This window comes from Microbacterium sp. zg.B48 (assembly GCF_024623505.1).
Taxonomy (GTDB): Bacteria; Actinomycetota; Actinomycetes; order Actinomycetales; family Microbacteriaceae; genus Microbacterium.
The window spans coordinates 260,008-284,667 of record NZ_JANJFE010000003.1 but is presented as its reverse complement, the minus strand read 5'-3'; the positions used below and the strand labels follow the sequence as shown (position 1 = coordinate 284,667).

Annotated in this window: 24 protein-coding genes; 16 read left to right on the top strand and 8 right to left on the bottom strand. The window is 70.0% G+C overall.

Features of this window, described 5'->3' with window-relative positions; genetic code table 11:
- Positions 1-46: 46 nt before the first annotated feature.
- Complete coding sequence (locus tag NQ152_RS03240) at positions 47-739, bottom strand: response regulator transcription factor (protein ID WP_257503367.1); 693 nt, start codon at positions 737-739, stop codon at positions 47-49.
- A gap of 286 nt (positions 740-1,025) precedes the next feature.
- Between NQ152_RS03240 and NQ152_RS03235 the strand changes: the two genes are divergently transcribed.
- Positions 1,026-1,757, top strand: a complete 732-nt coding sequence (locus tag NQ152_RS03235) for a pyrimidine reductase family protein (RefSeq protein WP_257522989.1) — start codon at positions 1,026-1,028, stop codon at positions 1,755-1,757.
- Here the strand turns inward: NQ152_RS03235 and NQ152_RS03230 are convergent.
- Positions 1,750-2,298 carry a TetR family transcriptional regulator gene (locus NQ152_RS03230; RefSeq protein ID WP_257522988.1) on the bottom strand — a complete coding sequence of 183 codons (549 nt, stop codon included), beginning with the start codon at positions 2,296-2,298 and terminating at the stop codon, positions 1,750-1,752. The genes NQ152_RS03235 and NQ152_RS03230 overlap by 8 nt on opposite strands.
- A 74-nt stretch (positions 2,299-2,372) precedes the next feature.
- On the opposite strand from NQ152_RS03230, the gene NQ152_RS03225 reads away from it, so the two are divergent.
- A complete protein-coding gene (locus NQ152_RS03225; protein WP_257503364.1) occupies positions 2,373-3,260 on the top strand; it encodes an alpha/beta fold hydrolase in 888 nt (295 codons plus the stop codon).
- A gap of 1 nt (position 3,261) precedes the next feature.
- Here NQ152_RS03225 and NQ152_RS03220 read toward each other — a convergent pair whose 3' ends face one another.
- The 3 genes from NQ152_RS03220 to NQ152_RS03210 form a co-directional block, all read right to left on the bottom strand.
- Positions 3,262-4,902, bottom strand: a complete 1,641-nt coding sequence (locus NQ152_RS03220) for a DNA repair helicase XPB (protein ID WP_257503363.1) — start codon at positions 4,900-4,902, stop codon at positions 3,262-3,264.
- Between the two features lie 61 nt (positions 4,903-4,963).
- The gene (locus NQ152_RS03215) at positions 4,964-6,697 is read right to left on the bottom strand and encodes a helicase-associated domain-containing protein (RefSeq protein ID WP_257503362.1); all 1,734 of its coding nucleotides are present in this window, start codon (positions 6,695-6,697) and stop codon (positions 4,964-4,966) included.
- Positions 6,698-6,967: a multidrug ABC transporter ATPase gene (locus NQ152_RS03210; protein WP_257503361.1), complete on the bottom strand. Its 270-nt coding sequence runs from the start codon at positions 6,965-6,967 to the stop codon at positions 6,698-6,700.
- A gap of 109 nt (positions 6,968-7,076) precedes the next feature.
- Between NQ152_RS03210 and NQ152_RS03205 the strand changes: the two genes are divergently transcribed.
- On the top strand, positions 7,077-7,460 hold the full coding sequence (locus NQ152_RS03205; protein WP_257503360.1) for a cold-shock protein: 384 nt from the start codon (positions 7,077-7,079) through the stop codon (positions 7,458-7,460).
- Positions 7,444-8,121 carry a DUF3027 domain-containing protein gene (locus NQ152_RS03200; protein WP_257503359.1) on the top strand — a complete coding sequence of 226 codons (678 nt, stop codon included), beginning with the start codon at positions 7,444-7,446 and terminating at the stop codon, positions 8,119-8,121. Before NQ152_RS03205 ends, NQ152_RS03200 begins: the two co-directional genes overlap by 17 nt.
- 166 nt (positions 8,122-8,287) lie before the next feature.
- On the opposite strand, the gene serC is transcribed toward NQ152_RS03200, so the two are convergent.
- Positions 8,288-9,403 carry a phosphoserine transaminase gene (gene serC / locus NQ152_RS03195; RefSeq protein ID WP_257503358.1) on the bottom strand — a complete coding sequence of 372 codons (1,116 nt, stop codon included), beginning with the start codon at positions 9,401-9,403 and terminating at the stop codon, positions 8,288-8,290.
- Between the two features lie 211 nt (positions 9,404-9,614).
- Between serC and NQ152_RS03190 the strand changes: the two genes are divergently transcribed.
- From NQ152_RS03190 to NQ152_RS03180, 3 genes are all read left to right on the top strand, one after another.
- The gene (locus NQ152_RS03190; RefSeq protein ID WP_257503357.1) at positions 9,615-10,316 is read left to right on the top strand and encodes a metal-dependent transcriptional regulator; all 702 of its coding nucleotides are present in this window, start codon (positions 9,615-9,617) and stop codon (positions 10,314-10,316) included.
- A gap of 256 nt (positions 10,317-10,572) precedes the next feature.
- Complete coding sequence (locus tag NQ152_RS03185) at positions 10,573-11,472, top strand: M23 family metallopeptidase (RefSeq protein WP_257503356.1); 900 nt, start codon at positions 10,573-10,575, stop codon at positions 11,470-11,472.
- A gap of 331 nt (positions 11,473-11,803) precedes the next feature.
- Positions 11,804-12,301: an HNH endonuclease gene (locus tag NQ152_RS03180; protein ID WP_257503355.1), complete on the top strand. Its 498-nt coding sequence runs from the start codon at positions 11,804-11,806 to the stop codon at positions 12,299-12,301.
- Positions 12,302-12,307: 6 nt separating this feature from the next.
- Here NQ152_RS03180 and NQ152_RS03175 read toward each other — a convergent pair whose 3' ends face one another.
- Positions 12,308-12,808 carry a MarR family winged helix-turn-helix transcriptional regulator gene (locus NQ152_RS03175; protein ID WP_257503354.1) on the bottom strand — a complete coding sequence of 167 codons (501 nt, stop codon included), beginning with the start codon at positions 12,806-12,808 and terminating at the stop codon, positions 12,308-12,310.
- 39 nt (positions 12,809-12,847) lie between these two features.
- On the opposite strand from NQ152_RS03175, the gene NQ152_RS03170 reads away from it, so the two are divergent.
- The 8 genes from NQ152_RS03170 (at position 12,848) to NQ152_RS03135 (ending at position 22,798) form a co-directional block, all read left to right on the top strand.
- Positions 12,848-13,783, top strand: a complete 936-nt coding sequence (locus NQ152_RS03170; RefSeq protein WP_257503353.1) for a DMT family transporter — start codon at positions 12,848-12,850, stop codon at positions 13,781-13,783.
- Positions 13,784-13,973: 190 nt separating this feature from the next.
- Entirely contained in the window at positions 13,974-14,546 is a 573-nt protein-coding gene (locus NQ152_RS03165) for a cysteine hydrolase family protein (RefSeq protein WP_257522987.1), read from the top strand.
- Between the two features lie 90 nt (positions 14,547-14,636).
- A complete protein-coding gene (locus NQ152_RS03160) occupies positions 14,637-15,332 on the top strand; it encodes a hypothetical protein (RefSeq protein ID WP_257503351.1) in 696 nt (231 codons plus the stop codon).
- A 1-nt stretch (position 15,333) separates the two neighbouring features.
- Positions 15,334-16,890 (top strand): DNA polymerase Y family protein, encoded by a 1,557-nt coding sequence (locus NQ152_RS03155; RefSeq protein WP_257503350.1) that lies wholly within the window; start codon positions 15,334-15,336, stop codon positions 16,888-16,890.
- Between the two features lie 33 nt (positions 16,891-16,923).
- Complete coding sequence (locus NQ152_RS03150; protein WP_257503349.1) at positions 16,924-20,415, top strand: error-prone DNA polymerase; 3,492 nt, start codon at positions 16,924-16,926, stop codon at positions 20,413-20,415.
- A gap of 64 nt (positions 20,416-20,479) precedes the next feature.
- Complete coding sequence (locus NQ152_RS03145) at positions 20,480-20,797, top strand: helix-turn-helix transcriptional regulator (RefSeq protein WP_257503348.1); 318 nt, start codon at positions 20,480-20,482, stop codon at positions 20,795-20,797.
- Positions 20,797-21,360, top strand: coding sequence for an SRPBCC domain-containing protein (locus NQ152_RS03140; RefSeq protein WP_257522986.1), 564 nt, complete (start codon positions 20,797-20,799; stop codon positions 21,358-21,360). Before NQ152_RS03145 ends, NQ152_RS03140 begins: the two co-directional genes overlap by 1 nt.
- Positions 21,350-22,798, top strand: coding sequence for an MFS transporter (locus NQ152_RS03135; protein WP_257522985.1), 1,449 nt, complete (start codon positions 21,350-21,352; stop codon positions 22,796-22,798). Before NQ152_RS03140 ends, NQ152_RS03135 begins: the two co-directional genes overlap by 11 nt.
- A gap of 319 nt (positions 22,799-23,117) precedes the next feature.
- Here NQ152_RS03135 and NQ152_RS03130 read toward each other — a convergent pair whose 3' ends face one another.
- The gene (locus tag NQ152_RS03130; protein ID WP_257522984.1) at positions 23,118-23,525 is read right to left on the bottom strand and encodes a hypothetical protein; all 408 of its coding nucleotides are present in this window, start codon (positions 23,523-23,525) and stop codon (positions 23,118-23,120) included.
- A 107-nt stretch (positions 23,526-23,632) separates the two neighbouring features.
- Between NQ152_RS03130 and NQ152_RS03125 the strand changes: the two genes are divergently transcribed.
- Positions 23,633-24,598, top strand: coding sequence for an NAD(P)-dependent alcohol dehydrogenase (locus NQ152_RS03125; RefSeq protein WP_257522983.1), 966 nt, complete (start codon positions 23,633-23,635; stop codon positions 24,596-24,598).
- Positions 24,599-24,660 lie beyond the last annotated feature (62 nt).

The window sequence follows — 24,660 nt, the reverse complement described above, 5'->3', positions numbered from 1 at the left end:
CGTCCGTCTTCTGCGCCAGGGCGGCCCCTTCGAGTCAGGGACCGCGTCAGGCGGTCTTGCCGGCTTTGAGCATGTACCCGAAGCCGCGCTTGGTCTGGATGAGGGGTTCGCTGGAGTGCGGATCGATCTTGCGCCGCAGGTAGGAGATGTAGCTCTCCACGATTCCGGCATCCCCGTTGAAGTCGTACTCCCACACGTGATCGAGGATCTGCGCTTTCGACAGCACGCGATTGGGGTTGAGCATCAGGTAGCGCAGCAGTTTGAACTCGGTCGGGCTCAGGTCGATCGAGACGTCTCCGACCAGCACGTCGTGGGTGTCCTGGTCCATCGTCAGCTCGCCGGCGCGGATGACCGATTCCTCATCGGCCTGCATCGTGCGGCGCAGAATCGCCTGAATGCGCGCGACGATCTCGTCCAGGCTGAACGGCTTGGTGACGTAGTCGTCGCCGCCCGCGTTCAGGCCGGTGATCTTGTCCTCCGTCTCGTCCTTGGCGGTGAGGAAGAGGATCGGGGCGGTATATCCGGCGCCGCGGAGCCGTTTGGTGACGCTGAACCCGTTCATGTCCGGAAGCATGACGTCGAGGATGATGAGGTCTGGTTCCTCCTCCAGGACGGCCGAGATGGTCTGGGCGCCGTTGGAGACGGCCCTGACCTGGAATCCGGCGAACCTGAGGCTCGTGATAAGCAGGTCGCGGATGTTCGGTTCGTCGTCGACGACCAGGATGCGCGGTGCGGTCATGCCCTCATTATTGCCTTGTCGGGGGTGAATGCGTGCGAAGCGCGCGTGCAGGCGGGTCGGGCAGCGCGCCGCCGGCGGGTCGTGGAGCTTCCCGAGGGGACCCTCTAAGGTCGGGCGGAAGGGTGCGCGCCACCACGTTGCGCCCCCGTCTCATGAGGGTCCACCCACGCTGCCACCGTTCGAGCGCGTCGTGATCAAGACCGAGGAGAGAGCATGTCTCACATCGTCATCATCGGCCGGCGGCGGCCGGTGCGTGTGCTGCACGGCGTTCCGGCGGGGGATCGCGATGCCCTCGCGTGAGGAGCTGCTCGCGGCGTACCGGCTGCCCGATCGGGAGACACCGCGGATCCGCATGAACTTCATCGCCAGCGTGGACGGCGCCGCGACCGTGCACGGCGGCAGCGCAGAGCTGGGCGGAGTCACCGACCGGGCCCTGATGCAGATCCTGCGTGCGATGGCGGATGTGATCGTGGTCGGCGCCGGCACGGTCCGAGCGGAGGGATACGGTGGCACCGGGGTGGGGGGCGCGGATGCCGCGTGGCGCACGTCGCAGGGCTTGCCGGACCAGCCCCGGCTGGCGCTGGTGTCCCGCGGGCTGGAGATCGCGCCGCAGCATCCCTTCTTCGCCGAGGCGGTGGCCCGCCCGCTGGTGGTCACCTGCGCGGACGCGGACGCCGCACGGCGCCGGGCGCTGGAGGAGGTCGCCGACGTGCTCGTCTGCGGCGAGACATCGGTGGATCTGCCGGCGATGCGCGACGCGCTCGCTGAGCGGGGACTGCGGCAGGTGCTCTGCGAAGGCGGCCCGCATCTGTTCGGCGCGCTGTACGAGGACCGGCTCGTGGACGAGGTCTGCCTCACCCTCGCCCCGCGCCTGGTCGGAGGCGACGCCGGCCGCATCCTGCGCGGTGCCGATGAGGCGGCGGCGCGGCTGCGCCTACTGTCCGTCCTCGCCGACGCGGAGGGGTTCGTGCTGCTGCGCTATGCGAGCGTTGCCGGCGGCGAGGGCGATCTCAGCTGATCGCCCCGCGCACGATCCGGCTGACGAGGGGGCGGATCTCGGCATCCGGGTCCACGGTCAGGCGGTGCAGCACGACGCCTTCCAGACCGGCCATCAGCGCGCGAGTGGATTCCCCGGGGTCGGCCGTGCCGATGGCGGTCAGGAGCGCACGGATCCACTCGTGGAACGCCGCGCGCTGCGCGAGCAGTGGGGCCAGCAGGCCCCGGCCGGTGCCCGCCTCCAGGAACAGCGCGTACCGCGCCCGCGTCCGGCCGGCGAAGCGCCCGGTCTCCGCCCCGATCATGCCGGTGAAGGCGTCGATGAGCCGCTCCGGTGTGTCGATCGGGTCGGCCGCCGCCTGGGCGAAGTCTTTGCGCTCGCTCTCCGCGATCCAGGCGATCACGCCCGCGAGCAGGGCATCCCGGGTGCGGAACCAGTTAGAGGTCGATCCTTTGGGCAGTCCGGCCCGCTCGTCCACGCGCGCGTGGGTCAGCGCCCGGATGCCCTGGTCGCCGATGAGCGCGACGGCCGCGTTCAGGGCTTGCTCTCGTGTCCTGCTCACCCGCTCACTTTAGGTGCGGCATCCCCACTACAAAAGTAGTGACACGTCACTACGGAAGTAGTATTCTCGCTGCCATGGGCGAGCAGAGGGATACCGCGGCCATCCTCGAACGAACCGTGCCGGTGCGGGGGCTGAACGTGCACGTGAGAGAGGCGGGTGCCGGAACGCCCCTCTTGCTGCTACACGGCTTTCCGCAGAGCTCTCGCGAGTGGGTGGGCACCGTGCCGCACCTCGCGCCGCTGGGTCGCGTCATCGCGCCGGACCTGCGCGGGTCGGGTCGGACCGATGCCCCGCGCGGATCGTACGGCCCGGACGCGCTGAGCGAGGACGCGGTGGCGCTGCTGGATGCGCTCGGGATCGATCGCGCCGTCGTGGTCGGCCACGACATCGGGGCGCTGACGGCGTTGTCGCTGGCGGTCCGGAGCCCGGAGCGCGTCTCGCGCCTGGTCGTGCTCGCGGTGCCGCCCTTGTACCTGCGCATGACCGGGTCGATGCTGGGCAGCGCGAAGCACCTGTGGTTCCAGTACGCGCTCGCCACGCCCGGGCTGGGCCCCCGACTGCTCAGCGGCGGTGGGCAGCGGCTGCCGCGGTGGCTGTTCTCGGCGTTCGCGGGTCCGGCGGGTGGAGTGCAGGCAGTCGATGTCGAGGACTATCTCGCCGCCCTCCGCGACCCCGACCGGGCCTGGGCCGGGTCACGCGTGTACCGGCAGCTCGTGCTTCCGCTGTTCCTGCGCATCGTGCTGGGCAGGTACCGCACCCGGCTGCCGGCGATGCCCACCCTTGTGCTGCTGGGGGAGCAGGACCGGATTCTGCGCAGGGACGCCCTGGCGGGCGTGGAGAAGTACGCAGCGGACGTGCGCGTCGAAGAGGTCGCCGCGGCCGGGCACTTCCTGGTGGACGAACAGCCCGCCGAGGTCGCACGTCGCATCGCCCGGTTCGCAGGGCTGACCGGGGCCGGGTGAGTCAGGCCGCGATCGCGTGCGCGTCCAGAATCGTGTAGCTGTAGCCCTGCTCGGCCAGGAAGCGCTGGCGGTTCTGCGCGAAGTCCTGGTCGACCGTGTCCCGCGCGATCAGGGTGTAGAAGCTCGCGGTGCGACCGGACTCCTTCGGCCGCAGCAGGCGTCCGAGCCGCTGCGCCTCCTCTTGGCGTGACCCGAACGAGCCGGAGACCTGGATGGCGACGGATGCTTCAGGCAGGTCGATCGAGAAGTTGGCGACCTTCGAGACCACCAGCAGCGTGATCTCCCCTTCGCGGAACGCGCCGTAGAGCCGCTCCCGCTCGTCGACCGGCGTCGCGCCGGTGATCTGCGGGGCGTCGAGGGCCTCGGCGAGGATGTCGATCTGATCCAGATACTGCCCGATGACGAGGATCCGCTCTCCGGCGTGCCGCTCCACGAGCTGGCGGACCACGCCGATCTTGGCGTGTGCGGTGGCGGCGAGCCGGTAGCGCTCGTCGTCGGCGGCCGCTGCGTACTCGAGGCGGTCGACGGCGGGCAGATCCACGCGGACCTCGTAGCACGCGGCGGGGGAGATGAAGCCCTGCGCCTCGATCTCCTTCCATGGGGCATCGAACCGCTTCGGCCCGATCAGACTGAACACATCGCCCTCGCGTCCGTCCTCTCGCACGAGTGTCGCGGTCAGCCCGAGCCGGCGGCGCGCCTGCAGGTCGGCGGTCAGCTTGAAGACGGGCGCGGGCAGCAGGTGGACCTCGTCGTAGACGATCAGGCCCCAGTCCAGCGCGTCCAGCAGAGCGAGGTGCGCGTACTGCCCGGACCGCTTGGCGGTGAGGATCTGGTACGTGGCGATGGTGACCGGCTTGATCTCCTTCATCTGCCCGGAGTACTCGCCGATCTCCTCCGCGGTCAGGGAGGTGCGCTTGAGCAGCTCGTCGCGCCACTGGCGCGCGCTGACCGTGTTGGTCACCAGGATCAGCGTCGTCGTCTTCGTGTCGGCCATCGCGGCGGCGCCGACCAGCGTCTTGCCGGCACCGCAGGGGAGCACGACGACGCCGGATCCTCCCTCGGTGAAGATGTCGACGGCCTGACGCTGGTACGGGCGCAGCGACCAGCCGCTCTCATCGAGCTCGATCGGGTGGGGCGTGCCGGGCGTGTAGCCGGCGAGGTCCTCGGCCGGCCAGCCGATCTTCAGCAGCTCCTGTTTGATCTGCCCGCGCGCCCAGGCGTCGATCACGAACGACTCCGGCGAGGGGCGACCGATCAGCAGGGGCTGAATGCGCTTGTTGCGCGACACTTCGGTCAGGACCGCCGTGTCGGTCGCGGTCAGCAGCAGCCGGCCGTCCTCGTCGCGTTCGATCGTCAGACGCCCGTAGCGTCCCACGGTCTCGCGGATGTCGATGGACACCGATGGCGGCACCGGAAAACGCGACCAGCGCTCCAGCGTGTCCAGCATGTCCTCGGCGTCATGGCCGGCGGCGCGGGCATTCCACAGGCCCAGCCTGGTGATGCGGTAGGTGTGGATGTGCTCGGGCGCGCGCTCGAGCTCCGCGAAGATGGCGAGCTCGTGGCGCGCCGATTCCGCGTCCGGGTGCGCGACTTCGAGAAGCACAGTGCGGTCGCTCTGCACGATGAGGGGGCCGTCAGCCATAAGGATCGATTCTAGCCGGGCAGCGGTGCCATCGGCTCGCGGTGGTGTGCGGGAAAGGGGCTCAGGGTGCGGGGCGCACGCTGACGATGCTCGAGACCGGAAGGGTGCGCTCCACGTCGGCCCCGCGATCGCGACCGCGCAGGCGGCCGCCGCCCAGCCCGGAGGCCTCGAGCGTGAGTGAGCGCTCGGTGCCGTCCGGCATCCGCACCACCACGATGATCGCGGTTTTCAGGCGGACCGCCTGCTCCAGTTCGCGGCCCAGCCACGCGGCGTCCGCGTCGGTCTCGTGTCCGGCGCGGAGGGCGCCGATCAGTCGTGCGTACACGTCGCGCGGTGCCGCCTGTGCCGCCGCCTGCGCGGCGCGCGCGCGGCGATGCAGCGATTCCGGGGCACCCTCGCCGTCCAGGGCGACCACCGGATAGCGAGCGTCCGCGAGCGACCAGTACACCGAGTCGCGGGCGGCCCGTGAGGTGAGCTCGTGACCGTCCCGCACGAAGCCGAGTGGCCGCAGCGCCTGGTCGACCAGGATCGTGTCGCGCAGGCTCGGGTCGGTGGCTTCCAGGCGGGTGCGGCCGGATGCCGCGTCGGTGCGCACCCGGATCAGCCCGTGCCGCGCAGCCGTGCTGTCGATGAGGTAGTCCAGAGGCTGTGGGATGCCGGTCAGCGAGATCTCGCGCAGGAAGGAGCGGATGGACTCCGCCGTCTCACCCTCGGTCATGCCGGCGCCGAGCGATTCGGTGCTGAACCGGTACGTGGATGCCTGGGCGCGGGATTCCCGGACGGCGATGGTGCGCAGGCGCAGGTCCAGCGCGGGTGCCAGCGGACCCGGGGCGATCGCGGTCAGATCCGCCTGCAGATAGACCCGGTCGATCTCGGCCGGGAGGTGCTCAGCGAGCGTCTCGGTGTCGGGGTCTGCACCGGCGCGCAGGGAGGACGTCCATGCCAGCTCGGTGCCGGCCGGCGTGATCAGACCCCACATCTCGGCGATGCGACGCAGCCGCGCTGCGCGCTCGGTCCACTCGGTGTGCAGCGGGTAGGCGGCCGACCACGTGTCCGGAGGTCGGAACCCGCCCTCCGGGGTGCGCAGGCCGGGGGGAAGCGCCTCGCGCAGTCCGACTGCGACGATCGACCAGCGGCGAGTGGTCGTCGCCTCGAGCCACTCGGTTCCGGCGTCGGTGACGACCCACTCGCGGCCGACCGGCACCACCAGGCCGCCCGCCTCGGCGGCGGCGACCAGGTCGTCGATGTCCTCTGCGGAGCCCAGGACACCGGCATCCGTCAGCCGCCGGCGATCGACGGCGCTCACGGCACCGGTGCCGGTGCGAGCCAGCGGCGTGTGCAGTCCCGCGAGCAGGACGTCCGCGAGGATGCCCACCGTTGTGAACGCGCGCTCAGCCGCCGCTGCGGCATCGGCGGGGTCGGCACGGGCAAGGTCGTGCTCGGGCTCGGCCACGAACGCGTCAGGACGCGCCGCTGCCAGCGCCCGCACCCGCGCGGTGACCGCGCCGTAGGGGACGGCGTTCTCGCCGACGAGGGCCAAGGACTTCAGCGGCTCCTCCTCGTGCGCGTCCACCGGTGTGCCCTCGAGGGCTTCGGCGAGCGATACCAGCGCCGTGCGGGGGAGCCGGGCGATGGCGCGCTCCAGGGACGTGGAATCCAGCATCCCCGCGGCCGCGTCGAAGAAGTCGTGCCATGACGCCGCCGGTGCCACACCGCGCTCGGCGAACGTGCGAGCCAGAGCATCGTCGTCGGTGGACGCGAGGCGGATGGCGAGTGCCCGCTCGTCAGAGACCATTCAGTTCCCTCGGTTGGCTCGCGCCCTTCGCACGAAGGTCATGATCAGCAGCGCCACGATCATGAGAAACGCGACGGGAAGGGCGATCAGCGGGAGCAGGGCCACCACGGGCCAGACGCCCTCGGTGAAGTCGGTCACGCCTGCCGGTCGCGCGATGATGACCGCGAAGAAGCAGCCGATCGACAGGACCGCCAGACCCAGCGACATATAGGCCAGAATGCGGTCGAGGCGGCGAATCGGGATGTCCCCGCCTGGGGTGCTCGTACTCATTGGAGTCAGCCTATCGGGTGTCGGGCGTGCCGTAGGCTGTGGGCAGGGCCGATCGGCTCGGGTTCCGCCATGCCCATCGCACGAGGGCGCACGACACAGCGAGGTTTCCATGCCCACCGGCAAGGTCAGGTTCTACGACGAGGAGAAGGGGTTCGGCTTCATCGCGTCCGATGATGGCCAGGACGTCTTCCTGCATGCCACCGCCCTTCCCGCCGGCGTACCGGCACCGAAAGCGGGCACCCGGCTGGAGTTCGGCGTGGCCGACGGCAAGCGCGGACTGCAGGCGCTGTCCGTGCGTGTCCTGGAGGCCCCGCCGAGTCTGGCGAAGCGGGCGCGAAAGCCCGCGGACGACATGGCGATCATCGTCGAGGATCTCGTGAAGCTGTTGGACGGCATCGGCGGCGATCTGCGTCGCGGTCGCTACCCCAGCGGCTCCCACGCGAAGAAGGTCGCGGCCGTGCTCCGCAAGGTCGCCGATGAGCTTGACGCCTGAGCCGATCGACGAGACGACGGCACGCGAGCTGGCGCTCGCCGCGCTGCGTGAGATCACGCCCGCCTCGACCATCGGAGAGCTGGCCCAAAGCACCGTCCACGAGGACGGCGTCCTCACGCTGCGCTTCGATAACCGCATGCAGGGATACCCGGGCTGGTTCTGGACGGTGAGCCTGGCGCAGGTCGAGGACTCCGCACCGACGGTGCTCGAAGTCGAGCTGACTCCCGGCGAGGGCGCGCTGGTCGCACCGGATTGGCTGCCGTGGGCGGAGCGCCTCGCCGAGTACCAGGCGACGCAGGCTGCGCTGGCCGCCCAGGGCCTGGCCACGGACGACCTCGTCGTCGCCGACGAAGATGACGAAGACGATCTCGACGACGTCGACGACCTCGATGCGTCGGACTTCGACAACGACGGCTCGCCCATCCTGCATTCTGGGGACGTGGACGGCGTCGACATCGACGAACTCGCCGATGACGAGGACGACTCGGATGACGACGACGACTCGGATGACGAGGACGACTCGGATGACGACGACTCGGATGAGGACGAGGACTCGGATGACGAGGACGACTCGGACGAGGACGACTCGGACGAGGATGATGACGACGACGACGACGAGTCGGATGCGGAATTCGCGAAGCTGAACCGCTCGCGGTCGTGAGGCGGTAGGCGGCTCGGGGTACGGCGCGCGTTGCGCCCTGCCCGACCGCCGGGGCCTTGCGCGACCACGGGTTCGGCTCGTCAGGAGAGGTCTCGATACGGGCGCGGTGCGCCCTACTCGACCTTGACCCGGTTCGCGTCAACGCTTCGCATTGACCCGAACCGCGTCAACGAACCGCGTCAAGCACGAAGTCGATGCAGCGGATCAGCTGCCGGACATCGTCGGGCTCGATCGAGACGAACGTGGCCACGCGCAGCTGGTTGCGGCCCAGCTTGCGGTAGGGCTCGGTGTCGACAATGCCGTTCGCGCGCAGGGTGGCCGCGATGGCTGCGGCATCCACCGAGTCGTCGAAGTCGATCGTGACGACCACCGGCGAGCGATCCGCCGGATCGGCCACGAAGGGGGTCGCCACCTCAGATGCCTCTGCCCAGTCGTACAGTGCCTTCGATGACTCGTGGGTCCGCTGGTCCGCCCAGGTGAGCCCGCCGTTATCGAGGATCCACTGCAACTGCTCGTCCAGCAGGAACAGGGTGGTCAGCGCCGGCGTGTTCAGAGTCTGGTTCAGGCGGGAGTTGTCCAGCGCGTTCTTCAGGCTGAGGAACTCCGGGATGTACCGGCCGGATGCCGCGATCCGCTCGATCCGCTCGATCGCGGCGGGGGAGACGACCGCGAACCAGAGGCCGCCGTCGGAGCCGAGGTTCTTCTGCGGGGCGAAGTAGTAGACATCCGCCTCGCCGGCCGCGAAGTCGATGCCGCCCGCGGCGCTCGTGGCGTCGATGACCGTCAGCGCGCCCTCGTCGCCGGCGACCCGCGCGATGGGCGCGGCGACGCCGGTCGAGGTCTCATTGTGCGGCCACGCGTACACATCGATGCCGCTTACCGGCTCGGCTGTAGAGCGGGTGCCGGCCGGCACGGTGCGGACATCCGGCGCCTCCAGCCACGGAGCCTTCGCGGCGGCGGCGAACTTGCCGCCGAATTCGCCGAACACCAGGTTCTGGCTGCGGCGCTCGATCAGGCCGAAGGCCGCGGCATCCCAGAACGCTGTCGAACCGCCGTTGCCGGCGATGACCTCGTAGCCCTCCGGCACGCGGAACAGATCCGCGAGGTGCGAACGGACGGCGCCGACCAGGTTCTTCACCGGCGCCTGACGGTGCGAGGTCCCCAGCAGGGCCGCCCCGCGGGTGAGCAGGCCCTCCAGCTGCGCACCGCGCACCTTGGAAGGGCCGCAGCCGAATCGTCCGTCGGCGGGCAGCAGATCGCTCGGAATCACGAGGTGGGGCATCCTCCGATTCTATGGTCGAGAGCACCGCCGCCTTTGTCGCCGTGTCGTTCCGGGACGTGTGAGGCCCTGTCCCGGTTGCGATCACGGCCCGACTCCGGGCTCCGACCGCGAGGAGCCGACGGACGCTCCGCGCGGCCGCGCCGCCGTCGGCCGTGACCTGCGCAGGACTGGATAGGCTGGTCTTGCCCTATTTCCGCGTCTGCGAGGCATGATGACCGACCTGATCGACACGACAGAGATGTATCTGCGCACGATCCTCGAGCTCGAGGAGGAGAACATCGTTCCCCTTCGTGCGCGCATCTCCGAGCGACTCGGTCACTCGGGTCCCACCGTGTCGCAGACCGTGGGGCGTATGGAGCGCGACGGGCTGGTCGTCGTCTCCGAGGACCGCACACTCGAGCTGACCGACAGCGGACGGCAGAAGGCCGTGGACGTCATGCGCAAGCACCGCCTCGCCGAGCGGCTCCTGTCGGATGTGATCGGACTGGACTGGGCCTACGTGCACGAAGAGGCCTGTCGCTGGGAGCACGTCATGAGCGAGCAGGTCGAGCGTCGCCTGGTCGAGCTGCTCGGCCACCCCACCGAATCTCCCTACGGCAACCCGATCCCAGGCCTGGACCAGCTCGGCGATGTGCCGGCCAAGACCTTCGAGCAGGGTGTCATCGGTCTGGTGCGGCGGCTCAATGCCGAGGGCGGACCGATCACCGGCACCGTCCGCCGCCTGGCCGAGCCGGTGCAGGTCGACCCCGAACTGCTCCAGCAGCTGAAGGCGGCCGGCGTCCTTCCCGGTGCGACCGGCGACTACCGGTACAGCGAGGGGTACGTGCTGGTGCAGATGGACGGCAGCGACGAAGGTCTGGAACTGCCCGTCGAGGTCGCCTCGCACATCTTCCTCGTCGACGACCCCCGCTGAGGTCGGTGGCCGTTCCGCCGGCCGGATGAGGGCTTTGGGAGCGGTTGCACACGCCCAGAACCTTGCCAGTTCCGCAGCGTGACATATTCGTTACCTTCAGGTAGCGTGGGGGAGTCCACAGGCGAGAAGCCCGCCGTCGGACGCCACACGGATTGCCTCCCCGGCTCGTCGTCCGCGTGGTCTCACCCGCATCGTGCCCCGACATCGAATGCTGACGAGCCAGTGCCTTTATGGTGCGGAGGCGCCGGAGGAACTATTGGCTGAAGAAATACACTCGCCCGCGAGCGACCCCCAGCGCGCAGAGACCAGTCTCACGCGACGCGACCGCGGACGAACCGGCGCACTGCCGGGAACCAAGACAGCGGCGGCCCGCCGCCCGAAGAAGCAGCGAGCCGCTCGAACGGCACCTGCGGGTCGCGCCTCCGGCAAGAAGGCCGGACCCCTGCGCAGTCTGGTGATCCTCAGCATGGTCGGCGGGCTGATCGCCACCGTTGCCCTCCCCGCCTACGGCTCCTGGCGCCCCGAGGCCGAGGCGGTCACCCTGCAGCAGGTCGCCGCCGACGACGCCCAGTCTCTGCTGGTCGCCTCGGACTCCACCGGAGCAGCGCTCGCCCGCGAGAGCTATTCGGCGACGACGCAGGAGGAGATCGATCAGCGCAAGGCCGAAGAGGCCGCCGCTGCGGCCGCCGCGGCCCGCGCGCGTCTGACCTCGACCGTGTCGGCCGGACTCCCGGTCAACATCGCCCTCGTCTCGCCCGGTAGCGGCGAAGTGCGCTGGCCCCTCCTGAACTTCACCCTCGGTCGTGGACTGTGGGATTCCGGCTATCACCAGGGAGTCGACCTGCTCGCAGCGGGCGGCACGCCCATCTACGCCGCCGCCGCAGGCGTGGTCAGCGTCTCGCAGGAGAGCTATGGCGGCTACGGTGTCGCCGTCACGATCGATCACGTCATCGGCGGACAGTCGGTCAACACGCTGTACGGCCACATGACCTACGGCAGCCGTCAGGTATCGGCGGGACAGTACGTCCAGGCCGGTCAGATCATCGGCCTGGTCGGCAGCACGGGCAGCTCCACCGCCAACCACCTCCACTTCGAGGTGCACATCAACGGCGGCGTCGTCGACCCGTGGGCGTGGCTTCAGGCCAACGCCGGCTGAGCCCGCTCGGCCCGCGCCGAGCCCCGCGTTCCCCGACACGCCCCGACGCGTTCATCCGCTCCTGCGACCCCGCCGCGTTGGGCGTGCGTTAGCCTGAAACCCGACGCTGAAAGAAGCGGAGGGCGCCGATGGACCGCACACCACGCATCCGAACCATGGATGCGATTGGACGCCATGTCCTTCGGCATTGCACGATTCACTGCCGCGGCTCTGCCGTGGCGCCGAGGCGCTGTCTGTAGACAGCGTCTTTTTTCATGCCCCTGCGCACCTCGAAACGTCTCCGTAAGTCGAATCACCGGGAAGCCGTCCCGGCCGTTCGAGAGGATGAGGAATGCGCACTCTGGTGCTCAACGCGGGCTACGAACCGCTCGCCGTCGTGTCGTTCAAACGGGCGCTCGTGCTCGTGATGAACGAGAAAGCCGTGGTCGTCGAGCATGTCGACGGTGATCCCGTCTGGGGTGCGCGGGGCCGCTACGACCGCCCCGCAGTGATCCTGCTCACCCGCTACGTGCGGGTACCCGGTGGCGGGCACGTCCCGGTCACCAGACGGGGAGTGTTGCGCCGAGACGCGCACCGCTGCGGATACTGCGGCAAAGCGGCATCCACCATCGACCACATCCTGCCGAGATCCCGGGGCGGTGCCGACTCGTGGGAGAACCTCGTGGCCTGTTGCCTGCGTTGCAACAACCTCAAGGGCGATCGCACGCCGCAGGAGATGCGGTGGGACCTGCTGATCACCCCGCGACCGCCGCGCGGAGTGCAGTGGACGGTGCGCGGCACGGATCGTACGGATCCGTGCTGGGAGCCCTACCTCGCCCTGGCCGCCTGAGGCCGCTCAGTCGTCACCGAGCACCCGCAGCCAGCGCTCCAGCAGCCGTTCGAGCCGGGCCGCGTCTGCGTGGCCGATCCCGTCGAGCAGGCGGTGCTCGTTGGCCATGTGGGCGGTGAACGCGGCGTCGATCGCCTCGACCCCGTCGGGGGTCAGGGCGATGATGCGCTGCCGTGCGTCGACGGATCCGGCCCGGCGCTCCACGAGGCCGCGCTCCACCAGCCGGTCCACCCGCTTGGTCAGACCGCCGCTGGTGATCATGGTGTGATCGGCCAGGTCTCCGGCACGGCGCGCATAGGGAGTGCCCGAGCGGCGGAGCGCCGCCAGCACGTCGAAGTCCGCCTCGGTCAGGCCGTAGCGGGAGTACACCGCCGCCAGTTCGTCGGTGAGGATGCGGGCGAGCCGGTGCAGGCGCCCGATCACGCCCTGCGGGGACGGATCGAGGTCGGGGCGTTCCCGCCGCCACTCGGCCTGGATTCGTGCGACGCGGTCGGGGGCGGCATCCATAGGGGAAGGATATCTTGCCAGTAAGATAAACTCTCTTCCGTGGAAAATAAATTCGCGCGGATCGGCTGGATGCTGGTGACGGCGTTCGCGCCGATCGCCTGGGGGAGCAGCTACGTGGTGACCCGCCAGCTGCTGCCGCCCGAGTCGCCGCTGTGGGGCGGACTGCTGCGCGCGCTTCCGGCCGGGCTCATCCTGCTGCTGATCGCGCGCCGCCTGCCCACCGGGGCGTGGTGGTGGCGGTCGATGATCCTGGGCGCGTTGAACATGGGCGGCTTCTTCGTGCTGATCTACATCGCCGGTCAGCGACTGCCGTCCAGCCTGGCCGCGACGCTGATGTCGATATCCGCGGTCGTGATGACGCTGCTGGCCTGGGCGATGCTGCGCCAGCGTCCCCGGCTGATCGCGCTGATCGGCGCCGCGGTGGGGCTGGCCGGAGTGGCCGTCATGCTCGGGCTGGGCGGGGGTCCGGTTGACCCGTGGGGTGTGGCCGCGTCGCTCGGTGCGATGCTCGCATCCTCCTTCGGCTACATCCTCACCGCGCGCTGGGGCTCAGCGGTTCCCGCCGTGACGATGGCGTCCTGGCAGTTGGTGGGCGGCTCCGCGCTGCTCATCCCGTTCGCCATCGCCTTCGAGGGCCCCCCGCCCACGCTGACCCTCTCGTCCGCGGCGGGTTTCGCGTACCTTGCGGTGATCGCCACGGCCGTGGCCTACGTCGCCTGGTTCACCGGACTGCGCCGTCTGCCGGCCGGCGTGGTCGGCGTGGTGGGACTGCTGAACCCGGTCACCGGAGTCGTACTCGGCGTGGCGCTGGCCGGCGAAGTCTTCGGCCTCGCCCAGGGCGTCGGCCTCGTACTCGTGCTCGGCGGCATCGTGCTCGGCTCGTTGCCGCCCGTTCGCCGGCGTATCCGGCCTGCGCCGCTGGTCGCCCAGTCGCTCGCGACGGCGCCCATCGCGCTCGCGACTCCTCGCCGGTAGCCGCGCTCGCTGCCTTGGCTCTCGCCGGTAGCTGCCTTTGCTCCCTCCGCTCGCCTGTCGCGAAGTGCGGGGCGTGTCGGCGTGTCGTGACAGGTGAGCGGGGGTAAGGGGATGCCGCGCGGATCGGTGGGCGGCGGAGCGGGAGCTGCGACGCTCGCGGGGCGGGGCGGGGCGTGATGGGATGGGTGTCATGACCCGGGCTCTTCTCGTGATCGACATGCAACGCGCCTTCGACGACCTGGACTTCTGGGGCGCCACGACCAACCCGGACTGCGAGGCCAACGTCGCCGCACTGATCGACGCGTGGACGGGCGCGGGGGATCCGATCGTGGTGGTGCGCCACGATTCGACCTCGCCGCTCTCGCCGCTGCATCCGGGCAGCCCCGGCAACGCCCTGGTTGACCCGGTGGCGCGGGTCGAGCCGGCGCTGTCGGTGGCCAAGAGCGTCAACTCGGCGTTCTACGGCGAACCCGACCTGCAGGCGTGGCTGGGCGCACAGGCGATCCGCGAGCTGGTGATCTGCGGCATCCAGACCAACATGTGTGTGGAGACGACCGCGCGCATGGCCGGCAACCTCGGCTACGACGTGACCGTGGTGGTGGATGCCACCCGGACGTTCGACCTGCGAGCGGATGTCGCTGGCCTGGGCGTCGTGACCCGGACGGCTGCCGAGCTCATGGCCACCACCGCGCTGGACCTGCAGGCGGGCGGGTTCGCGAAGATCGCGACCACCGCCGAGCTGATCGGCGATAATCGAACATAATGCACGGTTCGCCCGCTTTCGATGTCGGAAGGCGGCGGTAGCGTTCCTCACGACATTGACCCACTAGAACATCTGTTCTAGCCTGTGGGAGTGAGGGCAGCTGTGCGGAGCGAGGTGCATCCCGAGGGCGATGTGGTCCGTCTGCGCGCCCAGCTCGAGCGGGTGCAGGGGCGGCGGCTGGATGCCCCGGTGCTGCCGGTGCACCCCGCCCTCGCCACCCTCCTGCCCGGAGGCGGCCTCCGGCCGGGATCCGCGTACTCGATCGCGCCGTCCTCATCGCTCCTGTTCGCCCTGCTCGCGCAGCCGTCTCAGACCGGGTCGTGGTGCGGTGTGGTCGGCATGCCGCAGCTGGGCACCGAGGCGGCGGAGCGACTGGGAGTGGACCTGACGCGCCTTGTGCTCATCCCCGATCCCGGATCCCGCTGGCTGGCCGTGACCGCCACCATCGCGGAGGTCCTTCCGGTCGTGGCCGTGCGTCCGTCCGGACGAGCCTCCGACGGTGACATCGCCCGTCTTGCCGCCCGGTTGCGCGACCGCGGTGCGGTTCTTCTCGTGCAGGGCCCGTGGGCGCAGGCCGAAGCATCCATCGGTGTCGCCGACCCCGGCTGGACCGGTCTGGGGCGGGGGCACGGCTATCTGGCCGGACGCGAGCTGACGGTGACGGTGACGAGCAGGCGCACGCCCGTTCCCCGGCGCGGGCGGATGCTGCTGCCGAACGTCGACGGCGCGCTCGTCCCGACGCGGCCACCGTCGGTGTCCTACGTGCCCCTCGAGGCGGTGGGCTGACATGCGCGCCGATGCTCCGGTCCGCAGCCTCGTGCTGTGGTTCCCGGACTGGCCGGTTACGGCACTGACCCGGGACGGCTCCCTGCCCGAACCCCTGGACGCCGCGCTGCCGATCGCGGTGATGGAGCACAACGCCGTCGTGGCGTGCTCGGCTTCGGCGCGCGCGGAGGGCGTGCGGCGCGGACAGCGTCGGCGCGATGCCCAGGCCCGGTGTCCGCGGCTGACGGTGGTCACCGCCGACCCGGTGCGCGATCATCGTGTCTTCGCGCCGATCGTCGCCGGAATCGAAGAGCGTGCACCCGGCGTGCAGATCGTGCGCCCGGGGCTGTGCGCCCTGCGCGCCCGCGGACCTGCCCGCTACTACGGCGGGGAGTCGGAGGCCGCGCGCGTGCTGCTGAGCGCTCTGCGGGACCTCGGACTGGAAGGCACCCGGGCGGGCATCGCGGACGGGCCGTTCACGGCGGAGCAGGCGGCGCGAATCGGCGCGACCGCCGCGGACCCGGTGTTCTTGGTGCCCTCCGGCGGGGCGGCGGGCTTCCTCGCGCCGCTGCCGATCGCGTCTCTGGAGGATCCGGAGATGGCCGGGCTTCTGGCCCGACTGGGTGTGCGGACGCTCGGGGATTTCGCCGCGATGGAGGCCGACCGGGTTCGCGAAAGGTTCGGGGAACGCGGCATCCGCCTGCACGAGCTGGCGGCAGGGCGCGACTCGCGCGCCGTCGAGCCGCGGGTCCCACCCCCCGAGCTGCACCGCGAGGTGGTGTTCGAACCGCCGCTGGAGATCGCCGAGCAGGTCGCGTTCGGTATGCGGATGGCCGCCGATGCGTTCATCGCGGGTCTGGGCGCCCTCGATCTGGTGTGCACCGAGCTGCGGGTCGAGCTGGCCGGGGATCGGGGTGAGCGCAGCGAGCGGGTCTGGCTGCATCCCGGATCCTTCGACGCGGCATCCGTCGTCGACCGGGTGCGGTGGCAGCTGGGGGAGGCGGCCGGCGAGATCGGCAGCGGAGTCGCCCGCGTGCGGATCGAGCCGGCGGCGGTGGATGCCGTATCCCACCACGCCCCCGCCATCTTCGGAGCGGGCACCGACGAACGGGTGCACCACGCGCTCTCGCGCGTGCAGGCGATGCTGGGGCATCGCGGAGTGCTGACCCCGGCGATCGGCGGCGGACGGTGGCTCGCCGAGCGTCAGGTGCTCGTTCCCTGGGGAGACCGGGTCGTGCTGGCCAAGGAGCGCGCACGACCCTGGCCGGGGAGCCTGCCCGATCCGCTGCCGGGAACGGTGTTCGCCACGCCCCTGCCCGTGGAGGTGTCCGCCGAGACCGGAGCGACGGTCGGCGTCGACGAGCGCGGGCGCGTCACCGATGCGCCGGCGATGCTGGTGGAGAGCGGGCGACGGCGGGGGATCGAAGCGTGGGCGGGGCCGTGGCCGGTCATCGAGCGGAGCTGGGATGCCGCGCGCTCCCGCCGCGCGCATCGGTTCCAGGTCGTGGACGCCGACCAGACCGCGTGGCTGCTGGTCTGCGAGAACGACCGCTGGACCGCCGAGGCCCGCTATGACTGAGACCCGTAGGCGCGCGATGACAGGGCCCCGCTGATGGGCTTCAACAACCCGTCCGTTCCCTGGTCGGAGATGGAGCGGCTGCTCAGCGACAAACGCCGCCCGGGCAGCCCGCCGGCGAACGCCGACGGGGGTGACAGCCCGGCATGGTCGCGCAAGCGCGGTCCGTACGTGTCGCAGCAGATCGCCCGGCCCGACGACCCGATTCCCTATGCGGAGCTGCATGCCCACTCGTCGTTCTCGTTCCTGGACGGCGCCTCCTCTCCCGAAGAGCTCGCCGAAGAGGCCGAGCGGCTGGGGCTGCATGCCCTCGCGATCACGGATCACGACGGCTTCTACGGCATCGTGCGGTTCGCCGAGGCCGCCGAGTCGCTTCAGGTCAAAACCGTCTTCGGGGCGGAGCTCTCCCTCGACCTGCTGAAACCGCAGAAAGGCGAGCCCGACCCGGCCGGGTCCCATCTGCTGGTCCTGGCCCGCGGAGAAGAGGGCTACCACCGCCTCGCGGCCGCGCTCACGCACGCGCAGCTGAACGGAGCCGAGAAGGGGCGGCCCGTCTACGACCTCGACGAGCTTGCCCAGCAGTCCGGTGAGGCCTGGGCGGTGCTGACCGGATGCCGCAAGGGCTCGGTGCGTCGCGCGCTCGCCGAGCGGGGACCGGATGCCGCGGCATCCGAGCTCGATCGGCTCGTGACCCTGTTCGGAGGGGATGCCGTGCACGTCGAGCTGATCGACCACGGCGGACCCCTCGACACCCGCGACAACGACCTGCTGGCGGCGATGGCCGCCGAGCGGGGACTGTCCGTGCTGGCCAGCAACAACGTGCACTACTCCGTGCCGCAGCGCCAGCAACTGGCTGCCGCGGTGGCTGCCGTGCGCGCCAACCGCGGCCTGGACGAGCTCGACGGGTGGCTTCCCGCGCACGACGGCGCGCATCTGCGCTCCGGCGCGGAGATGCACGAGCGCTTTCTGCGCTACCCCGGCGCGGTGGCGCGGACCGTGCAGCTCGCCGACGAACTCGCCTTTCCGCTGCGGCGGGCAAAGCCCGCCCTGCCCAAGCAGGAGGTGCCGCCCGGACATACGCCGATGTCGTGGCTGCGCCACCTGGTGTGGGAGGCGGTGCCCCGCAAGTATCCCGACCTGGCGCCGAAGGATCGCACGCGCATCGAGAAGGAACTCGGTGTCATCGAGATGAAGGACTTTCCCGGCTACTTCCTGATCGTGCACGGCATCGTGCAGGAGGCGCGGCGCCGCGGCATCCTGTGCCAGGGCCGTGGTTCGGCCGCCAACAGCGCCGTCTGCTACCTGCTGGATATCACGGCGGTCGACTCGATCGCCTATCAGCTGCCGTTCGAGCGGTTCCTCTCCTCGTTGCGCGATGAGGAGCCCGACATCGACGTGGACTTCGACTCGGACCGCCGCGAGGAGATCATCCAGTGGGTGTACGCCACCTACGGGCGGGAGCGGGCGGCGCAGGTCGCGAACGTCATCCAGTACCGGCCGAAGAACGCCGTGCGCGACATGGCCAAGGCGCTCGGACATTCGCCGGGACAGCAGGATGCCTGGTCCAAGCAGGTGGAAGGATGGGGCGCCTCGCTGGAGACCGGGCCGGACCACGACATCCCCGACCAGGTGATCGAGTACGCCACCGAGCTGCTGAAGGCGCCGCGGCATCTGGGCATCCACTCCGGCGGAATGGTGCTCACCGACCGTCCCGTCGGCGAGGTCGTGCCCATCGAGCACGCCCGCATGGAGAACCGCACGGTGATCCAGTGGGACAAGGACGACGCGGCCTGGATGGGACTGGTGAAGTTCGACCTGCTCGGCCTGGGGATGCTGGCCGCCCTGCAGTACTGCTTCGACCTGATCGACGAGGCGACGGGGGAGCGGTGGGAGCTGGCGACCATCCCCAAGGAGGAGAAGGCGGTCTACGACATGCTGTGCCGCGCCGATTCGATCGGCGTGTTCCAGGTCGAATCCCGCGCGCAGATGGGACTGCTGCCGCGCCTGCAGCCGCGGAAGTTCTACGACCTCGTCATCGAGATCGCGCTCATCCGGCCCGGTCCGATTCAGGGCGGCGCGGTGCATCCGTTCGTGCGGCGCAAGCTCGGCTACGAGGAGGTCACCTATCCGCATCCCAAGCTCAAGCCGGTGCTGGAGCGCACGCTCGGAATCCCGGTGTTCCAGGAGCAGCTGATGCAGATGGCCATGGCCGTGGGCGAATGCTCGGGGGAGGATGCCGATCTGCTGCGTCGTGCGATGGGCTCCAAACGCGGGGTGGAGCGCATCGAGTCGCTGAAGGAGAAGCTGTACGCCGGCATGGCGAAGAACGATCTGGTGGGGGAGGCGGCCGACGCCATCTACGCGAAGATCCAGGCGTTCGCGAACTTCGGCTTCGCCGAGTCCCACTCGCTGTCGTTCGGACTGCTGGTCTACGCCAGCTCGTGGATCAAGCTGCACTACCCCGCGGCTTTCCTGGCGGGGCTGCTGCGTGCCCAGCCGATGGGCTTCTACTCACCCGCGACCCTCAGCGCCGACGCGCGGCGCCATGGGGTTGAGGTGCGTCGACCCGATCTGCTGCGTTCGGGTTCGCAGGCCGTGCTCGAGCCGGTGGACGTCGAGGGGGCGGCCACCGGCGGCTCGGCCGAGGGATCCGGTGGTCGAGTAGCTGCCGGCGCAGCCGGCGTATCGAGACCCGGAGGCGACGCCGACCGCCCCGCACCACCGACGGGGCTCGACGCCTGCACCCACCGCGTGCAGCCGCCGGTCGGGCTGTTCGACCGGAACGAACCCGACGAGTCCGCCGCGCACCGCCGCGACGGCCGGTTCGCGGTGCGGCTCGGGCTGGCCGCGGTCAAGGGCATCGGCGAGGCGGTCGCGGACCGGATCGTCGCCGAACGCGATCGCGGCGGCGCCTACCGGGACCTGCGCGATCTGGTGCGGCGGGCGGGGGTCACCCAGGCGCACCTGGAGGCGCTGGCCACCGCGGGGGCCTTCGACTGCCTCGGGCTCAGTCGGCGGGAGGCGATCTGGCTCGCCGGCTCCGCGGCGCTGGACCGCGCCGAATTCCTGCCCGACTCGGTGACCTCGGTGCAGCCGCCGCTGTTCACCGACCCGACCAGCTACGAGCAGCTCGCCAGCGACCTGTGGGCGACTGGCATCTCCACCGATGATCACCCGATGACGCACTACCGCGCGGGTCTGGATGCGCGGGGCGTGCTCACCTCAAACGAGCTGCGCGAGCACGAGGCCGAGCGCCGGGTGGAGGTCGCGGGGCTGGTCACCCACCGGCAGCGGCCGGCGACAGCATCCGGAATCACGTTCATGAACCTCGAGGACGAGCACGGCCTGGTCAACGTGATCTGCTCGGTCGGAGTGTGGAACAGGTATCGCCGCGTCGTCCGTGACGCCCCGGCGTTGATCGTGCGGGGGATGCTGGAGCGCTCCGTCGAGGGAGTCACCAACCTCGTCGCCGACCGGTTCGAGGACCTGCGCGTCGGAGTCGAGCATCGTTCCCGCGACTTCCGGTGAGGGGAGCGGCCTGCGAGGTTCACCATCCTTGACATGTGACCATTAGGTCACCTATTCTCGTCGCGTGACCGACGATCTCGTTTTCCGTGCGCTGAGTGACCCGACCCGCCGGGTTCTCCTCGATGCCCTGTTCGCCCAGGACGGGCAGACGCTGGGCGAGCTCGAGGCCGGCCAGGAGATGACCCGCTTCGGTGTCATGAAACACCTCAAGGTGCTCGAGGAGGCGGGACTCGTCGTCAGCCGCCGGAGTGGGCGGCAGAAGCTGCACTTCTTGAATCCGGTGCCCATTCGACTGATCCACGATCGCTGGATCAGCAAGTACACGCAGCCGCACGCTTCGGCGTTGGTCGAGCTCAAGAACGAACTGGAGGGATCCGCATGATGGACGAGCGCGAAGGAACCGACGTGGCGCCGCGGCTCACGGACGCCGACGTCCAGAGCGTCAGCACGACCACCCAGCACGTCTACCGGGTCGAGATCGAGGCGACGGCCGCACGCATCTGGACGGCGATCACGGACCCGGAGTGGACGGTGCGCTACGGGTACAGGGGTGCGGTCCAGATGGAGCACCGCGTGGGGGGCGAGTACACGGTGCATAAGCCGGAGGGTCTGCGGATCCAGGGTGACGAGGGGCCGCTTCCGGCGCCGGAGGTGCTCATCACAGGAGTCGTGACCGTGTACGACCCGCCACGGCGGCTGAGCGTTCTGATGCGCTTTCTCGTCGACAGCGAGGCCTCAGCGGAGCCGGCCACGCATGTGCGCTACGAGGTGGATCAGCTCTCCGCCACCCGGTGCTCGCTGACGATCGTGCACGATGTCGAGGGGGCACCCCGACTGGCCGCCGTCGTGAGCGGTGAACTGCGTGACCGCGGCGCGGGGGGCGGGCATCCGTTCCTGCTGCGGGAGCTCAAGCGGCTCCTGGAGAGTCAAGACGATGTCCGATGAGAGCACGCACACCGATTCGACGTCGCAGATAGCCCCGCACCGGTGGAGGGCGCTTGCGCTCCTGGCCAGCATGCAGTTCCTTCTCGTGGTGGATCTGACTGTCGTCAACATCGCGCTGCCGCGCATCGGGTCAGACCTCGACCTCGACCCGTCCGGCCTGGTCTGGGTCGTCGACGCGTATGCCCTCACCGCAGGGGGACTGCTGCTTCTGGGTGGCCGAATCGCCGACCTGGTAGGACGACGACGCATCTTCCTCATCGGCGTGACCGTGTTCGCTGCCGGCTCGCTGCTGGCAGGTGTCGCTCCGGCAGCCGGATGGCTCGTCGCCGGCCGGGTGCTGCAGGGCGTCGGCGACGCGCTCGCCGCTCCGGCGGCTCTCGCGCTGATCGTCGTTCTCTTTCCCGACGGTTCGGAGCGGGCGAAGGCGATCGGCGTCTGGGGTGCGCTGGCGGGAATCGGCGGCGTCACAGGCACCGTCATCTCGGGAGTGCTGACTCAGTTCGCGTCGTGGCGCCTGGTCTTCCTGATCGCGCTCCCCGTAGCCGTTACGGTTCTCGCGCTGCTGCCGCGCGTCGTCGTCGGTGAGAGTCGGATGCGGAGCGCAGTCCCGCCGCGATTCACCGGCGTCGCGGCGGGTACCGTGGGGCTCGCGTCGATCGTGTTCGGCCTGGTGCAGGCGTCCACCGAGGACTGGTCATCGCCGAGCGTCTTCCTGCCGCTGATCGCGGGGGCGGTGCTGGTGGGGGTGATGGTGCTCATCGAGCGTCGGAGCCCGGCTCCCGTCATCCCCCTTCGGTTCTTCACCGATCGTGTGCGTCTCACGGCCAACGCGGTCACTCTGGTCAACGCGGGCGCGTTCGTCTCGTACCTCTTCGTACTCAGCCTCTATGTGCAGCGAACGCTCGATTACTCGGCGCTCCAAGCCGGGCTCGCCTATATCCCCATCGGTCTCGCGATCGGAGCCGGTCTCGTGGCGGCGAACGCCGCATTGCCCAGAATCGGGCTGCGCACCACGTTCGCCCTGGGCTGCGCGGTGACGGCGATCGGTCTCGTGGTGACGGTGCTGAGCCTCGGTGCCGATGCCGCGTACGTGAGGGATGTGCTCCCGAGCATGGTGATCGTCGGGCTCGGCCAGGGCATTCTTCTGCCGACCATGACCAACGCGGCACTCGTGAGAGTCGACGGCCAGGATGCAGGCCTCGCCTCGGGGGTCCAGGTGACGATGAGTCATCTGGGCGGCGCCCTCGGACTCGCTGTTCTGATCACTGCCGCGGCACGGCGCAGCAACGCCGAAATCACCGATGGTGCTGCTGCCGACGGCGCTCTGTTGGCCGGCTATGCCACTGCGCTGAGCATTGCAGCAGTGGCGATGCTGACAGCATCCGTCGCCGTCCTGTTGCTCGCCGGCCCGGGAAAAAGGCGCGTCGCAGCGACGTGATGAGATGGGGCGGATGTGAGTGAGTACCCGCGTGCGCGAAAGGTCGTCGTGTGCGAGTTGGTGTGGGTTCTGGCCGGATAGTGACATCGAGCCGTTCGCGTCCGTGATCAACGCGGTTCCGAAGCACGTGGCGACGTCCGCCCCGCTCGAGCCGCCGCCGCTTCGCGTTACCCCGTACCGAGCGTCATCTCCCCACAGGCTGCCTGATTCTCGACAGTCGCGTCGCCGGGTGACCGTTGTTCAGTCGTCGACCTCCCGGTTGGGCTGGGTCTGCACGGGGACTGGCGTGCTGCCGTGCGCGCCGGAGGGATCGCGCCGGTCACAGGCCTTCGCGGAGGAGGTCGTCGAACGGCGCGATCGGGATGATGCCGTTCGCGGCGGCGGCGAGGAGCGGATCTTCGGTGATCAGCACGTCGGCCTGCAGGGAGGCGACGGCGAGGTACTCGGCGGGCGCGGTGTCGTCCAGACCGAGCCGCGTGGCGATCTTCCACGCCACGCCCCGGGACACGCGGTCGCCGAGCAGGCGGATCTTCAGCGAGGCGAGCTGTTCGAGCTGCCCGCGCGCGCTGCGCTCTTCGAGGGTGCCGTCGCGCACCTCGGCGTACAGCAGTGACAGCACGTCCGATCGCAGTGCGGCCGGGCCGACGAGCTTGTGCCGGTCGCCGATCGCGGCGTCTTCGCGGATGATGCGCAGCGCTGTGGGTGCGTCGATGCCGTATCTCGTCATCCGTCCATCGTGGCACCGGGGTCCGACGCCCGTCAGTTCCACATCGGCCCGCCGGGGCAGGCGTACGCTGTGGCCATGTCCCTGCGTCACGCATGGTCGGTCCTCCGATGAAGGCCGTGGTGTACGACCGTTATGGGCCGCCGGAGATGCTCCGCACCGCGGACATCCCCGTTCCGAGGCCGCGCGCGGGACAGATGCTCGTGCGGGTCGTCGCGACGTCGGTGAACCTCAGCGATTGGGAGGGGCTGCACGGGTCTCCCGCGTACGCGCGCTTCGGTGGACTGTTCGCGCCGCGCCGACGGATCCTCGGTTCCGATATCGCGGGCGTCGTCCACGCCCTTGGTGTCGGCGTCACCGGGTTCCGCGTCGGCGACCAGGTGTACGGCGACAACCTGCAGTTGATGGGCGGGTTCGCGGAGTACGCCGTGGCAGACGCGGCGATGTTCGCGATCAAGCCTGCCGAGCTGTCGTTCGCGCAGGCATCGACGCTGCCGCAGTCCGGGGCGATCGCGGTGCAGGCCGTCGCGAGGGCGCAGCCGGGCGGGCGGATGCTGGTCAACGGCGCGGGCGGCGGAACCGGCGCGTTCGCGCTCCAGCTCGCCACCGCGGCCGGGCTCGATGTGACCGGTGTCGACAATGCCGGAAAGCTCGACTTCATGAGGTCGCTCGGTGCCGCGGAGGTCATCGACTATCGCGCTGAGGATTTCACCCGGCGTGGACCCTATGACCTGATCGTCGACCTGGTCGCCCGGCGTTCGGTGTTCGCGTACCGCCGCGCCCTCGCCGCAGGTGGGACATACCTGATCGTCGGCGGGACCATGCGCGCGCTCCTGCGCGTGGTCACGATCGGGGCGGTGATCGGGGCGGTGACAGGACGGCGCCTCAGGGTACTCGCGGTGAAGCCGGGACCGGCGCACTTCACGCCGCTCGCGGAGCGGTGCGTCGCGGGCGATGTGCGCATCCCCATCGATCGGATGTTCTCCCTCGACGAGGTGCCGCAGGCGCTGGCCCACGTCGGAGAGGGGCGGGCGCTCGGCAAGGTCGTCATCGCCGTCGATCCTCGGTTCGAATGAGAACCGGCAGGACAGTGAGCTCCAGCTCGGGTCCGTCGGCGCTGCGCGGGCGCGAGGCGATG

What these genes read in the sequence shown, in the direction of transcription:
- NQ152_RS03180 (WP_257503355.1), top strand. Translation starts at nt 11,804, where the DNA reads ATGCGCACTCTGGTGCTCAACGCGGGCTACGAACCGCTCGCCGTCGTG.
- NQ152_RS03225 (WP_257503364.1), top strand. Translation starts at nt 2,373, where the DNA reads ATGGGCGAGCAGAGGGATACCGCGGCCATCCTCGAACGAACCGTGCCG.
- NQ152_RS03150 (WP_257503349.1), top strand. Translation starts at nt 16,924, where the DNA reads ATGGGCTTCAACAACCCGTCCGTTCCCTGGTCGGAGATGGAGCGGCTG.
- NQ152_RS03215 (WP_257503362.1), bottom strand. Translation starts at nt 6,697, where the DNA reads ATGGTCTCTGACGAGCGGGCACTCGCCATCCGCCTCGCGTCCACCGAC.
- NQ152_RS03125 (WP_257522983.1), top strand. Translation starts at nt 23,633, where the DNA reads ATGAAGGCCGTGGTGTACGACCGTTATGGGCCGCCGGAGATGCTCCGC.
- NQ152_RS03210 (WP_257503361.1), bottom strand. Translation starts at nt 6,967, where the DNA reads ATGAGTACGAGCACCCCAGGCGGGGACATCCCGATTCGCCGCCTCGAC.
- NQ152_RS03140 (WP_257522986.1), top strand. Translation starts at nt 20,797, where the DNA reads ATGGACGAGCGCGAAGGAACCGACGTGGCGCCGCGGCTCACGGACGCC.
- NQ152_RS03130 (WP_257522984.1), bottom strand. Translation starts at nt 23,525, where the DNA reads ATGACGAGATACGGCATCGACGCACCCACAGCGCTGCGCATCATCCGC.
- NQ152_RS03165 (WP_257522987.1), top strand. Translation starts at nt 13,974, where the DNA reads ATGACCCGGGCTCTTCTCGTGATCGACATGCAACGCGCCTTCGACGAC.
- NQ152_RS03135 (WP_257522985.1), top strand. Translation starts at nt 21,350, where the DNA reads ATGTCCGATGAGAGCACGCACACCGATTCGACGTCGCAGATAGCCCCG.
- NQ152_RS03235 (WP_257522989.1), top strand. Translation starts at nt 1,026, where the DNA reads ATGCCCTCGCGTGAGGAGCTGCTCGCGGCGTACCGGCTGCCCGATCGG.
- NQ152_RS03220 (WP_257503363.1), bottom strand. Translation starts at nt 4,902, where the DNA reads ATGGCTGACGGCCCCCTCATCGTGCAGAGCGACCGCACTGTGCTTCTC.
- NQ152_RS03200 (WP_257503359.1), top strand. Translation starts at nt 7,444, where the DNA reads ATGAGCTTGACGCCTGAGCCGATCGACGAGACGACGGCACGCGAGCTG.
- NQ152_RS03175 (WP_257503354.1), bottom strand. Translation starts at nt 12,808, where the DNA reads ATGGATGCCGCCCCCGACCGCGTCGCACGAATCCAGGCCGAGTGGCGG.
- NQ152_RS03155 (WP_257503350.1), top strand. Translation starts at nt 15,334, where the DNA reads ATGCGCGCCGATGCTCCGGTCCGCAGCCTCGTGCTGTGGTTCCCGGAC.
- serC (WP_257503358.1), bottom strand. Translation starts at nt 9,403, where the DNA reads ATGCCCCACCTCGTGATTCCGAGCGATCTGCTGCCCGCCGACGGACGA.
- NQ152_RS03205 (WP_257503360.1), top strand. Translation starts at nt 7,077, where the DNA reads ATGCCCACCGGCAAGGTCAGGTTCTACGACGAGGAGAAGGGGTTCGGC.
- NQ152_RS03240 (WP_257503367.1), bottom strand. Translation starts at nt 739, where the DNA reads ATGACCGCACCGCGCATCCTGGTCGTCGACGACGAACCGAACATCCGC.
- NQ152_RS03190 (WP_257503357.1), top strand. Translation starts at nt 9,615, where the DNA reads ATGACCGACCTGATCGACACGACAGAGATGTATCTGCGCACGATCCTC.